Here is a 14131-nt window from a genome sequence, read left to right as displayed (position 1 = left end):
GATATATACATACTTAGTGTCGTTCTAATTTTTCTTTCCTAATCTCGATAACTTTTGCTTTATACATAGTAGTGAGAATACGATTGGCAACTTTTTGATATAAAGTCAATATGCTCGTGTGCTCCCCTCATATTGTCTTGTTTTAGAGGCGAACAGCTTCTGTAATGGCACTGCTATCAGGGAATGTGAGACTGATATATATTTGAGTGGTTTCTACACTAGCGTGGCCAAGGAGTTTAGATACTAAGAGAAGGTCGTGTGTACTTTCATATGCCTTAGTGTCATATCGATGTCTGAGACTATGTGTGGAGTATCCGTTACCAAGAAGCTGAGAGATGTGATGCGCAATATAGGATGCTTCGACGTGACCGGTCCATCTGCCAGGAAACATGTATCCATGCTTGTTGGCGATGATTTGTGCGAGATCTGGCGCGATGGGGACAGTGCGTTCTTTGCGTCCTTTACCGTGTACAAGAAGCTGGGGATGAGTATTAAGCATCATAATATCGGATGAAGATACTTGTGCTATCTCACTACGTCGTAATCCACATTCTGCCCCGAGCCTGAGCATGGCTTCATACTCCTTGTTACCTCTAACTCGGGCTAAAGCACCACGAATGATGTAATCAGGACATGGATGAGGTATTGCGTATTCTTTACGAATTTTAGGTAACTTTACTGTTGGATTGACATCAATAATTTCTTCTTCAATCATGTATGAGTAAAACGAGCGTATTGTTGAAGAATAACCTTTGCGCGTTTCTCGTTTCCAGTCTTGGTGTGCAAAAAGCTCAACAAGTTGTTGTCCTGTAATATCTTCTGGTGGCTGATTAAGTAGGCGTGCAAGCCGACTGATTTTGTAGTAGCGGCATCTAATCGTATCTTCTGTATATCCACTTGCTTCAAGATATTCCAGCCAATGTGTAACATATGTTTCCCAACTATTAGGGAGTAGTTTTCTTTTGATTTTTAACATAAAAACATAGACTAGAATACGTAGAGAAAAGATTTTACGTATTGTTTCGTTACACGGTTTCAAGTCCGTTTTTTTTACAAATACATAATATGTGATATACTATATATGTAACTAACCGATAGGATGAAAAGGCTAGTTGGTTTTAGGAAAGAAAGATGAATGATAATGGATTTGACATTGAATCAGATTGTGACAATGAATATTCGTATGCTTTTGGCGGGTCAAAGACGTACGCAAAATGAATTGGCGGAAGTATTAGATATGACACGACCGTCGGTCAATATGAGATTAAATGAAGCCACTCCATGGCGTGTTCCGGAAATAGAAAAGGCCGCAGAATTCTTAAAAGTAGAACCTACGACCTTATTCGTAGCGGGGCATGGATTTGAACCATGGACCTCTGGGTTATGAGCCCAGCGAGCTACCGAGCTGCTCCACCCCGCGTCGGCTACTTTTAGCAGCTCTATCTACAATAGGTGCAAATTTGAATTTGTCAAATTCGGGCGTGTCTCTCTGTAGTTGGTTAAAATTTTACGATTTGTGCACATTAGTGACATAGACACAATAAACATAAACAAGTGCGGGGTATAATAAACACATGCCTATTAAGATTCCTGAAGGATTGCCAGCGCGAAGCATATTAGATGCTGAGCGAATTTTTGCATTGGAACGCCCAGAAGCAGAACAGCAGGATGTTCGACCACTTCGTTTGTTGATTTTGAATCTTATGCCCAAAAAAATCGAGACAGAAACTCAGCTTTTGAGACTCATCTCTAAATCTCCTTTGCAAGTCGATGTCGATTTTATGAAAACTTCCACGCATATATCCACACACGTTAACGCTGATCATTTAGTAAAATTCTACGAAAATCTTGACGCACTTCGTAACAACTATTACGACGGATTTGTTGTAACGGGAGCTCCTGTTGAGCACATGGAATTTGAGGATGTCGACTACTGGCACGAATTTACGCAAATTCTTGACTGGGCAGCAACACACGTTTTCTCAACAATGTATTTGTGCTGGGGTGCAATGGGTGCGCTTTACTATCGATATGGCATAAAAAAGCATGTTCTCAGCGAGAAAATTTTTGGCGTATTCCCACAATATTTGCAGGATGAGTACTGTTTTCTTACAAATGGTTTTGATGAAATCGCTTTACAACCGCATTCTAGAATAGCGAGTGTTGATGTTGACAGCATTTCTGCAGATCAGCGTTTACAAATTCTTACGTATGGTCCCGAATCTGGTCCGGGCTTAGTTGCTACGCGTGATTTTTCTGAAGTTTTTGCGCTAGGACACTGGGAATATGGCAAAATGACTCTTGCGCAGGAATATGAGCGTGACATGTTAAAAGGTTTGAGCAACGTTCCATTTCCTTACAACTATTTCCCTCATGACGATCCAAAATTAGAGCCATTATTTTCTTGGCGCGCGCACGCGAATTTGCTTTGGCGCAACTGGCTTAATTGGGTGTACGAAACTACGCCTTACAATCTTTCTGATATTCCTCATTTAAGAACTGCTGGAAGGCTTGGAACTGAACGTTCTATAAGACATGAGCCAGCTTCTCCGCGCTCCGATAATTTTTATCCATTTGACGGAGTTAAGTACGGTATGAATAAATAAATTTTGACGTTGCGTAATTTTATGTACAAGCAAAGAGTACAATCAGCAATTAGATATATTTTTCGTTTCGTGCCCCGCGCCTTACGAAATATGAAACATATGATCTAGTTGATATATATGCCGCAAGAATGAATGAATTGAGTATGTGAGTGAGCGGCACTGAATTGAGGCGTGTGAACGAATTGCTATAAGGAGGCACTTATGGATGTAATGGTTGATGTTTTACAGAAGACCACAACTGTAGCTTCTACTGTAGCTTCGAATAAACCAGAGCTACCTAATATTAGTGAGTTTTTGCCTCCAGAAATTTTGTTCCAAGGCACTCCATTTGCCATGAATCGCATTATTTTAGTGCGCTTACTTATGGCAGTAGTAGTAATGATTATTTTTGGAATTGGTGCTATGCGAGCAAAGGTTGTTCCTGGCAGATTCCAAAGCGTGCTTGAAATTTTGATGGATTTTGTGCGCTACAACATTGTTTACGAAATGATTGGCGAGGAACGCGGCAAGCGCTATGTGCCAATGATGTCCACATTATTCCTCACTATTTTCTTCTTTAATCTTTGTTCTGTGATTCCAGGATTAAATATGGCTGCAACCGCAACCATTGCTTGTCCGTTGGTATTTGCTTTGTGGGTTGTTTGCCAATATCTTATTGCTGGCATTCGCGAAAAAGGTTTTTTGCGATTCTTCCGCGAAGCATTGTTCCCAGCGGGTGTGCCATGGCCGATTTACTTTATTCTTTCGCCATTGCAGCTCATAGAATTAATAATTGTGCGACCACTTTCGCTTACAATTCGTTTGTTTGCGAATATGATTGCTGGCCATTTGCTGGTGGCCACTTGTTTAGTATTCACCAATTTCTTCGTGGTGGATTCCAGCAATAAACTCCTTGCCTTAGGCGGTGCTTTGTGGCTGCTTGGTGGCATTCTGTTTACCCTATTCGAAATTATGGTAGCTGGCTTGCAGGCATTTATTTTTACAGTGCTTGCTTCAGTCTACATTTCGGAAAGTTATCCGGAAGAGGAAGAAAAGTCTGCTGTTGTAGCTGCTTAATAAAAGTAGTTTAGATTTTCAGATTTTACATATCTTACGGGTTTATACTGGTTACTGTTTCAACAGAAAGGAAACCAATGAATAGTATCATCGCTCTTGCAGGTTTGACCGGCAACCTGAGCATTCTTGGCTTTGCTGTAGCAACTATTTCCCCTGCACTCGGCATGGCAATAGTAGTGTCTAAGGCTATGGAATCTACTGCACGTCAACCAGAGGTTGGCAACCGCATTCAGCTGTTTATGTTCGTCGGCTTGGCATTTATTGAGGTTTTGGGCTTGCTTGGCTTCGTTTCCTACATTATGGGAGCCTGAACAAAACTTACAATGCACAACACGAATAGTGTTGAAAGAATAGAAAGGACAAGCCATGGCATATGCAGCCGGAAGTAATAAGTTGGCGTTGTTCTTGCCTGAGCCTTATGACGTACTGTGGTCATTAGTAGTTTTGGTAGTTCTTGCAGCGTTTTTCTACAAGTTTGTTATGCCTAAATTCCAGGCAATTCTCGACGAGCGTGCAGAAAAAATTGAAGGCGGAATGGCTAAGGCTGCTAATGTGCAGCGTGAAGCAGACGAGTTGAAGAGCCAGATTGAAAACGAACTTTCTCAAGCTCAAACTGATGCTGCAAAGACTCGTGAAGAGGCTCGATCGGAAGCTTCAAAAATTATTGGCGAAGCTAGACAACGCGCTGAAAAGGATGCTGCGAAGATTATCAGTGAAGCGCAGCATTCCATTGAGGCTCAGCATAAGCATGCCATGTCCAGCCTCCAAGGAGAGGTGTCGGTTCTTGCAGCAGCTTTAGCTGGCAAGATTCTTGCATCCAAATTGGATGACGATACCGTCAGCTCCAAGATTATTGATCATGTGATCGATGAAGTTGGAGACACTAAAAATTCGGATCAAAGCAAGTAAAGTAATGTACAAAACTGAATAATCGCAAAATAAAATTACGGTTATTTCATTTTGTATTATTTGCATTACTTCGTTTTTTACAGAAACGAGGAGGTAAGAATGCCAGAAAAGGCATCGCGAGTAAACGATAGTTTGTCGCGTTCTTCGCTTGCTCAGGCCATCTCAGATGCGCACGATGAAGCGCAGCGCATTTCAGACGAGCTTTCGTCAATGATGGACATGATTGATAAGTATCCTGAGCTTTCTGATGCGATTACTGATCCGAATAGGTCTTCGGAAGATAAGTCTCGCCTTATTGACGAGCTTATTGGAGGTAAGGCGCACCCTGTTGTATTGCGCATTATGCATTATCTAGTAGGAACTTGGCACGGAGGTGCCGAAAGCGGTAAAACCGGTAGCTTCGGTGGTGCTTGGTCAGGATTTGAGCGTGAAGCTGGCGAAACATTGGTTACAGTCACTACTGCTCAGCCGCTTACAGATAAGCAAATTAAGCGTTTGATTGAAATCTACAGCAATAAGTTGGGTCATCGTGCATACATTAACCCAATTGTGGATCCAAACGTACTTGGTGGTATGCGTATACAAATCGGTGATCAAATAACCGATCGCACCATGTTGATGCAGCTTAAGCAGTTGCAGCGTTCTGCGCGAAATGGTGCTTGGACACAGGCAGTGAAGTAGTAAATTAAGGAGAATTATGGCGGAACTATCTATTGATCCCGCCCTGATACGCAAGGCGCTCGACGGGTTTGTTGACTCGTATAAGCCTACCGACATGCCAACGCAAGAAGTTGGCTATGTTGTTACGGCTGGTGACGGCATTGCGCACGTAGCTGGATTGTCCGGCTGCATGGCAAACGAGCTGCTCACATTCGAGAACGATACCTTGGGTCTTGCGTTCAACCTTGATGCACACGAAATCGGCGTCGTTATTCTCGGCGATTTTACAGGCATTGAGGAAGGGCAGGAAGTATACCGCACAGGCGAGGTGTTGTCTGTGCCGGTTGGTGACGCTTATCTTGGTCGTACTGTGGATCCGTTGGGTAATCCAATCGATGGTTTGGGTGCGATTGAGTGCAGTGAGCGTCGTATTCTTGAAGCCCAGGCTCCAGACGTTATTCACCGTCATCCAGTCGATGAACCATTGTCTACTGGTTTGAAGGCTATTGACGCAATGACGCCAATAGGTCGTGGTCAGCGCCAGTTGATTATTGGTGACCGTCAAACAGGTAAGACTGCAATCGCAATAGATACGATTATTAACCAGCGTGCTAACTGGGAAACTGGAGATCCAAAGAAACAGGTTCGCTGCATTTATGTAGCAATCGGTCAAAAGGGTTCTACTATTGCTTCAGTGCGCCAAAGCCTTGAAGAAGCAGGAGCTATGAAGTACACCACAATCGTGGCAAGTCCAGCTTCTGATTCTGCAGGTTTTAAATACATTGCACCTTACACTGGTTCTGCAATCGGTCAGCACTGGATGTATAACGGCAAGCACGTTTTGATTGTTTTCGATGATCTGTCGAAACAAGCAGAAGCATACCGTTCAATTTCCTTGCTTTTGCGTCGTCCACCTGGGCGTGAAGCTTACCCAGGCGACGTGTTCTACTTGCACTCTCGTCTGCTTGAACGTTGTGCTAAGCTTTCTGACGATTTGGGTGGCGGTTCTATGACCGGTCTTCCAATTATCGAAACCAAGGCAAACGATGTTTCTGCATACATTCCAACCAACGTGATTTCTATCACCGATGGTCAGATCTTCTTGCAGTCTGATTTGTTCAACGCCGGTCAGCGTCCAGCAGTAGACGTTGGTATTTCCGTGTCTCGTGTTGGTGGTGCAGCTCAGGCTAAGGCTTTGAAGAAAGTCTCCGGCATGTTGAAGATTTCCTTGGCTCGTTACAAGTCTTTGGAATCCTTCGCAATGTTCGCTTCTGATTTGGATGCAGCCTCAAAGGCGCAGCTTACTCGCGGTGCTCGTTTGACTGAGCTACTTAAGCAGAAGCAGTTCTCTCCTCGAGCAATGGAGCAAGAAGTTGTTTCTGTGTGGGCTGGTACTCATGGCAAGCTTGACGATATTCCTGTGAAGGATGTGTTGCGTTTCGAAAGCGAATTGTTGGATTACTTGGATAAGGGAACCGACATTTTGCAAGTAATTCGCGATACTGAAGACTTCACTAAGGAAACTGAAGCTAAGCTTGATGCAGCCATTGATGATTTCCGTAGGACGTTTAAGACATCTGCTGGCAAGCCTTTGATTGTAAAGGATTCTTTGCCGCCGGCTGAAAACCCTGCTCCTGTTGAGAAGGAACAGCTCGTAGCTAAGCCGAAAGCAGACAGTCGCGAGCCTGAGGGGAAGTAGCGTATGTCCTCCCAACTTGCATTGAAATCGAGAATTATTTCCACACAGTCTTTGGGTAAAATCTTTAAGGCTCAGGAAATGATTGCGTCTTCTCATATCGCTAAAGCGCGAGATATTGCGCTTAATGCTAAGCCTTATAGTGACGCAATTTTCGATGCCGTGCAGGCGTTGGTAGCTCATCACGAAGCAAATATTAAGCATCCTATTTTTGGTAAAGAGCATGCTGGCAATCGTGTAGCAGTTTTAGCTCTTACTTCTGATCGTGGTATGGCAGGTGCGTTTACGTCTTCGATTATTCGTGAGACTGAAGCACTTCTTGCAAAACTCGATGCAGAAGGTAAGCATGCAGAACTGTACGTGTACGGTCGACGCGGTGCAACTTACTACAAGTATCGCAATCGCGATGTGGCAGGTACTTGGGAAGGTTCTACTGACCACCCAGACGTTACTATTGCTGAAAAGATTTCCGATACTTTAATGGACGCTTATATGACGCCGGAAGCAGAAGGCGGAGTTTCGGAACTGTATATTGTGTTCACTGAATTTATAAATATGGTGAGGCAAAAAGTTCGTACGTTACGCATGCTGCCAGTTGAGTTGGTTCCTTTGAAGGACGGTGAAGAGTTTTCTATGCATCGTCCTGACTATGAAGCAGCTTCTGGTCCTTCAGCAGCATTGTCGTCTACGAGCGCAGTTTCGGCTCGTGAAGAAGCAGTGAGCCGCAGCAATCCAGAAGCTGTGGAGTATTGCTTCGAACCAAGCCCGGATGAAGTATTGGATGCTGTTTTGCCGAAGTATATTCAGTCTCGTATTCACGAGTGCTTACTTACTTCTGCTGCTTCCGAAACGGCAAGCAGACAGAACGCTATGCATACGGCTACAGATAACGCCCGCAATTTGGTGGATGATTTGACAAGAAAGCTTAATGCTTCTCGTCAGGCATCCATTACTCAAGAACTTACCGAAATTATCGGCAGCGCTGATGCGCTGAATAATGAGGAGGATTAGGAGCATATGGCTGAAAATCAGACCACAGCGCCTCCAGAAGCTGAGCAGGAGGTCGATCCAACAGCTGGTCGCGTAACCCGCGTTCAGGGTTCCGTGATTGACGTTGAATTCCCGGTCGGCTATCTGCCGGATATTTACAATGCTCTCAAAGTCGATATCAACACCGTTGGAAACACCGAGGGAGATACCGTCCACGAGATTACGCTGGAAGTTGAGCAGCACCTTGGTGATTCGACTGTGCGTGCAGTTGCTTTAAAGCCTACTGACGGTTTGGTTCGTGGTGCTTTAGTGCGAGATACTGGCGGCCCAATCTCTGTACCTGTTGGTGATGTTACTAAGGGTCACGTGTTCGATGTTACAGGCAACATTTTGAATGCTAAGCCTGGCGAGCACATTGAAATAACTGAGCGTTGGCCAATTCACCGTAACCCACCTGCTTTTGATCAGCTTGAGTCTAAGACTCAGATGTTCGAAACTGGTATTAAGGTTATCGATTTGCTTACCCCTTACGTTCAGGGCGGTAAAATTGGTCTGTTCGGTGGTGCAGGCGTTGGTAAAACTGTGTTGATTCAGGAAATGATTCAGCGCGTTGCACAGAATCACGGTGGTGTGTCTGTGTTTGCTGGCGTTGGCGAACGTACCCGTGAAGGTAACGATTTGATTGGCGAAATGGCTGATGCTGGCGTTTTGGAGAAAACAGCGCTTGTCTTTGGTCAGATGGATGAGCCTCCTGGGACTCGTCTTCGCGTGCCTCTTACCGCTTTGACTATGGCTGAGTACTTCCGCGATGTGCAGAATCAGGATGTGTTGCTGTTCATCGATAACATATTCCGCTTTACTCAGGCTGGTTCTGAGGTTTCCACGCTGCTTGGTCGTATGCCTTCCGCAGTTGGTTACCAGCCAAACTTGGCAGATGAAATGGGTGCATTACAGGAGCGTATTACTTCTACGCGCGGCCATTCCATTACGTCACTTCAGGCTATTTACGTTCCTGCAGATGATTACACTGATCCTGCACCTGCAACAACCTTTACGCACTTGGATGCAACTACTGAGCTTTCGCGTGATATTGCAGCTAAGGGTATTTACCCAGCTGTGGATCCTTTGACTTCTACTTCTAGAATTTTGGATCCGCGTTACGTTGGTCAGGCTCATTATGATTGCGCGAACCGCGTTAAGGCTATTTTGCAGCGTAACAAGGAGCTTCAGGACATCATCGCTTTGATTGGTATCGATGAGCTTGGTGAGGAAGATAAGACTACTGTCAGCCGCGCTCGTAAGATTGAGCAGTTCCTTGGTCAGAACTTCTATGTGGCTGAAAAGTTCACTGGTCGTCCAGGTTCTTATGTGCCAGCAGACGAAACCATTGAGGCATTCACTCGCATTTGCGATGGTGTTTACGATGAGATTCCTGAGCAGGCATTCTCTGGTATCGGTGGCATTGATGATCTTGAGCGTCGTTGGCACGATATGCAGCAAGAGTTTGGTGCGTGATTATGTCGGAGAAGCAAGTAAAATCGCTGCACGTTAGTGTGGTGGCAGCCAGGCATCCTGTTTGGGAAGGTGACGCCAAGTTTGTGGTTATTCCTTCTGTGAATGGCGCAATGGGCGTGCTTCCTGGACATGAGGCTGTGCTTGCGTTGATTGATCACGGTTTTGTGAAGGTTGACGATTTGAAAGGCGTGCGTCACGTTTTTAAGGTGACGGATGGCTTCTACTCGGTTGACTCTGACAATATTACGATTGCTGTTGAGCATAGTTGTAACGTTGATAAAGACGGCAACGTGCTGCCTAACGCTAAGGTGATTTAAGGTTGCTTTTGTTGCTTATGTAAGTTTGTTGCTTTTGTAAGTTTATGAACTTGTGTAAGCAAGGTAATCTCTTCTAAGGCAGGAGTTTGGGATATTCTCAAGCTCCTGCCTTTTTGTTTTTATAGCGCGTTTGTAAAGAAAATAGATCTCAGAGGCGAAGCACTGTTACTAACTCAGCTAACGAACTGAGAAAGTAACGGTGATTGGCAAAACACTGTTAAAAACTCAGTTAGCCGACTGAGAAAGTAACGCTCACAAACGAAACGACGTGTTTGTTTCGAGCAGCCATTGCGCTATGTCTATTACGCGGATTCCTTCAATGTCGTAAGAATCGTGGCGAGTGTTTGCAAGCAGATTCGCACTTTCACTTTCAAAACTGTAAAATTTTTTCACTTTTGAAAGTGAGTGCCTATTTGCGTTCGTGTGCGAAGGCTCTTTCTTTTTGCTTAAGTTTTGCGAATCTTTACTTTTCAATATGCAAGATTGCAATTATCTTTACTTTTTATTGTTGTTATGTGCAAATAAGTAAAGATTTAGCTATAACATGGCGCTTATCTTTGGAATAATCTACGCCGAAACGAGCGGCGTTATGTTGCCGATGCTAGATTCGTCAAATCGCAGAATGTGCTGTAAGTAAAATGTGTTGTAATTGAATATGTTGTAATCAAAATGTATCGTGCATAGTAAAATAGTTAATAGTTGTTTTTGATTTGGGTGCGTGTGTTGGCAGGGAGAAGAAATGATTGATAAAGAAACGCAACGTAGGCGTCAAGAAAATTTGGGTCTTGCAATAGCTTCAGGCAAACTTGAAGGCAATTCGCCTTCAAAAGAGTTTCTTTATGACGCAAATCAATATGCTAATGGTCTTATAAGTAGCAATGAATTTGTTGCTAGAATGCGTTCTAGATATGGCGTGATGGATTAAGTTATTGGGTTGTGTGTCGTGGAAACAGTTTTTGACCCTTATCTTATTCCTCACACAAGGGTATTGAAGAACAAATCTAATATAAATAATCAGATTGAATTAGATAAATATGAGAACGATGCTGTTCTCACAAGATGTTCTATTTTGTACGAAAACTTGCCACATGCTGAAGGAACTGTTAAGCAATTGCAGTGGATTCATCATTATCTTTTTCAAGATGTTTACGATTGGGCTGGCCAGATTCGCACTATAGATATGACTAAAGGCGGCGGCGAACCGTTTCATCCGCTTGAATACATGGGCGTTGGGATTCGTTACTGTGAGCAAACGCTTAAAAATGATAATTTATTGCAAGGTTTATCTATTGACGAGTTTATTAGTAAGCTAAGTGTAAATTACAATAATTTTAATGTTTTACACCCATTTCGTGAGGGCAATGGTAGAACGCAACGCGTTTTTTGGGATATAGTTGCGCGAGATGCTGGATACCATTTCGATTGGGGATTAATAACGCAGCGTGTTAACGACGAAGCTTCAATCCAGGCTAAAGATGCTAACGATACGAAGCTTCTTGAGGATATGTTCCACATTATTACAAAGCCTTTGAATGTTGAGCTTTTAGCTCAGCAGCAGTTTGCGCATCTTGTTGAAGAAGAATACGAATACGCTCCGAATGTGGCTAGTATTTTGCAAGATAAGGATTACGCTGCGTATAAAACGCGTTACGGCATAGATTGAATTTAGCGTTTGAGTATTGCGAACGCCGAAACGAGTGGTGTGATGTTGCCAATGCTTCCGATGTTTCTATAGCGCGTTTTTGCCAAAATGTCGGTATAGACGAATGTTTTTTGTGTGCTATGCCTTCATTTTGCCAAAATGTAGGTATAGAATAGACTTTTATATTAGTTATGCAATCATTTTGTGATAAATGCGTTATTTGCGTATAAGCAAAATATCGCAAGCAAAATATTGCAAGACATCACTACAAAATCCTCAATAATGTAAACGCAATAATGTAAACGGAGTCGCATTATGGATTACAAAACAATACGCAAAATAGTTGCAATGTCTAAAAGTAATGCAAAACCTTGTGATATTGCGGAAGAAGAGTATTGCTTGCGCATTGATAATCCAGTGACGTATCGTTCTGGAATCGTATTTGATGCGCATGAGATTTTTGCAATGTGCGTAACGGATCTTGTGACGTATATGAATTATATTGCGAATACTGAAAAAGCGGTTGAAAAAGCGTGGAACGAGTTGCCGCGGTTTGCTCAGCGCGAGTATTTAATGCAACTTATTGCAAAAGAAGTGCAAAATACCAACATTATTGAAGGTGTTCACAGCACTAGAAAAGAGCTTTCCAAAGCACTTGATGCTGCAAACGAGCAGAATAATCATACGCGTTTTAGTGAATTTACTAAGCTTTTTCTCGAGCTTGCGGATTCAAATGAATGTGACACTTCGATTCCACAAACCTTGCAAGATATACGAAAAATCTACGACAGTATTATGCAGGGCGAATTAGAAGCAAATAATATTCCAGATGGCGAGATTTTTAGGAGTGGAAAAGTAAGTATTCGTGATGGTGCAAATAATGTAGTGCACGATGGCGATGCAACGGAAGCAGAAATTCAAGATCATTTAACACAGATGTTGAGTTTGATGAATAGCAGCGAAGTTCCAACGCTTATTAAGGCGTGCATGTGCCACTATGCTTTTGAGAGCGTGCACCCGTTTTACGATGGAAACGGTAGAACTGGGCGGTTTTTGCTTGCTTTGCAATTGCATGAGCATCTTTCGATGCCAACAATTTTGAGCTTAAGCTCTATAATTTATGCAGAAAAATCTGGATACTATGCTGCTTTTTCTAAAGCTCAGGAGCTGTTTAATTGCAATGATTTAACTATGTTTTGTTGCACAATGTTGGAATATATTGTAAAAGCACAGGGCGAAGTGTTTGAGAATATTAGTGTGCAATTAAAGCACATTATTTACTGTATGGGTAAGCTGCGTGAGCTTTTCTCAGAGGAAGAAATTTCTAAAGTGCAGCGTGAAGTTCTGTCTATTTTGTTGCAAAATAAGCTTTTTTCGTATAATCCAACTCCGATGACTCGCAAGCAATTAAGCGAATATGTTGGCAATGCAATTGCTGAGCAGGTTGGTGAGAGAAAGATTGTGAGTGCGCTTAACGGTTTGATTGAGCTTGGAATGGTTGATTCTATTGGCGAACGCCCTATTCGGTATGAGCTTTCTAAAAAAGCGAATGAAATGTTTGCGTGAGGCAAGCGATGTTTTTGTGTGAGGAAAGTGATGTTTGGGAATGTAATGGCGATTGAGCGCGCGCTTGGCACGGGGATTATTATCTCTAGCAGCGTGACGATTCCGCAGCGCGTGCAGAAGCGGATTCGCGCTTTTATTGAAGAGTATGAATCGGTGCTTTCGCGCTTTCGTGCGGATTCGCTTGTTTCGCGCATGGCTCGTGCGGAGCATGGCGGCGAGTTTGAGTTTCCAACGTGGGCTCAGCCGCTTTTTGCGATCTATAGCGAGTTTTACGATGCCACGCACGGTGCTTTTGACGCTTGTATTGGTGCGGATCTGCTTGCGCTTGGCTACAACAATTCTGTGCAATTCGTTCCGGAGTCGGCAGCTAGCGCAGGCAAGAACGATAATAGCAGCAGCTACAGTTGCTCTAACTATCGCCGCGCTCTGCCAGTTAAGTGGGCAGATATTTCGCGAGATGACGGCGGCGCAACGCTTCACACAAATAAGCCAGTGCAGCTTGATTTTGGTGCAGCCGGTAAGGGCTATTTTGTAGATCTTGTAATGCAGATTATTAAAGAGGAGTTTAGTGACGATTCGACTGCGAATAATTATTTTCCTTCGGATTTTGATTTTTTGGTAAACGCAGGCGGAGATATGCGCGCTTGCTTTAGCAAAAAGAATAGTCAAATAAAAGTTGCGCTAGAAAATCCTTTTGACACAACGCAAGCGGTAGGTGTGGCATCAATCGCAAGCGGAGCGTTGTGTGCTTCGTCTGCTGCAAGAAGGCGCTGGAAAGTAAAAGACACAAATTGCCTTGCAGCTGATGCTTTTGAATCTAATGTAGTTGCAACTCACCTTATCAACGCTTTAGATGGCGTACCTTCGCAAAAACTTTCTGCAAGCTGGACTTACGTTCCTGCTAAAACATGTGCTTTTCCGACTGCTTACGCCGATGCGCTCGCAACTGCGCTTTTTATTTCGCAAGAAAGCGATTTGCAAAAAATCGCGCAAACTACCGGCGCTGAGTTTGCTGTAATGCAGCCAAATCATGCGCTTCGCAAAACGTGTGCTTTCCCAGCGCGCTTTTTTGCTGAATAATCGCCTTATTGCCTAATGCGTTGTTGCGTTGTGTCTTTTGTAACTCAAGGCTTGCGCGCACAAAATCGAAGCTAGACGCAAGCAATGAAAATAA

General features: G+C 43.5%; 15 protein-coding genes and 1 tRNA gene. 14 read left to right on the top strand and 2 right to left on the bottom strand.

Annotated elements, in window-relative coordinates; genetic code table 11:
- Window positions 1-142: 142 nt before the first annotated feature.
- A complete protein-coding gene (locus tag HXT32_RS06225; RefSeq protein WP_033888551.1) occupies window positions 143-976 on the bottom strand; it encodes a tyrosine-type recombinase/integrase in 834 nt (277 codons plus the stop codon).
- A 159-nt stretch (window positions 977-1135) separates the two neighbouring features.
- Here HXT32_RS06225 and HXT32_RS06220 point away from each other — a divergent pair, with 159 nt between their 5' ends.
- A complete protein-coding gene (locus HXT32_RS06220) occupies window positions 1136-1387 on the top strand; it encodes a helix-turn-helix domain-containing protein (protein ID WP_116285258.1) in 252 nt (83 codons plus the stop codon).
- Here the strand turns inward: HXT32_RS06220 and HXT32_RS06215 are convergent.
- Window positions 1347-1420: transfer RNA gene (locus HXT32_RS06215), tRNA-Met, on the bottom strand. The genes HXT32_RS06220 and HXT32_RS06215 overlap by 41 nt on opposite strands.
- A 154-nt stretch (window positions 1421-1574) precedes the next feature.
- Here HXT32_RS06215 and HXT32_RS06210 point away from each other — a divergent pair.
- From HXT32_RS06210 to HXT32_RS06150, 13 genes are all read left to right on the top strand, one after another.
- Window positions 1575-2606 carry a homoserine O-succinyltransferase gene (locus HXT32_RS06210; RefSeq protein WP_422118954.1) on the top strand — a complete coding sequence of 344 codons (1032 nt, stop codon included), beginning with the start codon at window positions 1575-1577 and terminating at the stop codon, window positions 2604-2606.
- Window positions 2607-2807: 201 nt separating this feature from the next.
- Window positions 2808-3662 (top strand): F0F1 ATP synthase subunit A, encoded by an 855-nt coding sequence (atpB, locus tag HXT32_RS06205; protein ID WP_004109952.1) that lies wholly within the window; start codon window positions 2808-2810, stop codon window positions 3660-3662.
- Window positions 3663-3739: 77 nt separating this feature from the next.
- The gene (gene atpE, locus HXT32_RS06200; RefSeq protein WP_004109950.1) at window positions 3740-3973 is read left to right on the top strand and encodes an ATP synthase F0 subunit C; all 234 of its coding nucleotides are present in this window, start codon (window positions 3740-3742) and stop codon (window positions 3971-3973) included.
- Between the two features lie 55 nt (window positions 3974-4028).
- The gene (locus HXT32_RS06195; protein WP_004109948.1) at window positions 4029-4571 is read left to right on the top strand and encodes a F0F1 ATP synthase subunit B; all 543 of its coding nucleotides are present in this window, start codon (window positions 4029-4031) and stop codon (window positions 4569-4571) included.
- Window positions 4572-4670: 99 nt separating this feature from the next.
- Window positions 4671-5252, top strand: a complete 582-nt coding sequence (locus HXT32_RS06190) for a F0F1 ATP synthase subunit delta (protein ID WP_064621453.1) — start codon at window positions 4671-4673, stop codon at window positions 5250-5252.
- A 16-nt stretch (window positions 5253-5268) separates the two neighbouring features.
- Window positions 5269-6930 carry a F0F1 ATP synthase subunit alpha gene (gene atpA, locus HXT32_RS06185; RefSeq protein WP_012913755.1) on the top strand — a complete coding sequence of 554 codons (1662 nt, stop codon included), beginning with the start codon at window positions 5269-5271 and terminating at the stop codon, window positions 6928-6930.
- A 3-nt stretch (window positions 6931-6933) separates the two neighbouring features.
- Entirely contained in the window at window positions 6934-7938 is a 1005-nt protein-coding gene (locus tag HXT32_RS06180) for a F0F1 ATP synthase subunit gamma (RefSeq protein WP_004574170.1), read from the top strand.
- Window positions 7939-7944: 6 nt separating this feature from the next.
- The gene (gene atpD, locus HXT32_RS06175; protein ID WP_012913756.1) at window positions 7945-9432 is read left to right on the top strand and encodes a F0F1 ATP synthase subunit beta; all 1488 of its coding nucleotides are present in this window, start codon (window positions 7945-7947) and stop codon (window positions 9430-9432) included.
- A 2-nt stretch (window positions 9433-9434) separates the two neighbouring features.
- A complete protein-coding gene (locus tag HXT32_RS06170) occupies window positions 9435-9749 on the top strand; it encodes a F0F1 ATP synthase subunit epsilon (RefSeq protein ID WP_033888552.1) in 315 nt (104 codons plus the stop codon).
- Window positions 9750-10488: 739 nt separating this feature from the next.
- Window positions 10489-10674: an antitoxin VbhA family protein gene (locus HXT32_RS06165; RefSeq protein ID WP_012913757.1), complete on the top strand. Its 186-nt coding sequence runs from the start codon at window positions 10489-10491 to the stop codon at window positions 10672-10674.
- An 18-nt stretch (window positions 10675-10692) separates the two neighbouring features.
- Window positions 10693-11412 (top strand): Fic/DOC family protein, encoded by a 720-nt coding sequence (locus HXT32_RS06160; RefSeq protein WP_012913758.1) that lies wholly within the window; start codon window positions 10693-10695, stop codon window positions 11410-11412.
- Between the two features lie 294 nt (window positions 11413-11706).
- Complete coding sequence (locus HXT32_RS06155) at window positions 11707-12957, top strand: Fic family protein (protein ID WP_012913759.1); 1251 nt, start codon at window positions 11707-11709, stop codon at window positions 12955-12957.
- A gap of 30 nt (window positions 12958-12987) precedes the next feature.
- On the top strand, window positions 12988-14037 hold the full coding sequence (locus HXT32_RS06150) for an FAD:protein FMN transferase (RefSeq protein ID WP_422118953.1): 1050 nt from the start codon (window positions 12988-12990) through the stop codon (window positions 14035-14037).
- Window positions 14038-14131 lie beyond the last annotated feature (94 nt).

The sequence above is a fragment of the Gardnerella sp. DNF00747 genome (genome assembly GCF_049262675.1).
GTDB lineage: Bacteria > Actinomycetota > Actinomycetes > Actinomycetales > Bifidobacteriaceae > Bifidobacterium > Bifidobacterium swidsinskii.
Note: the sequence above shows the minus strand (reverse complement) of the source record. Positions and strands in the feature narration are given on the sequence as shown.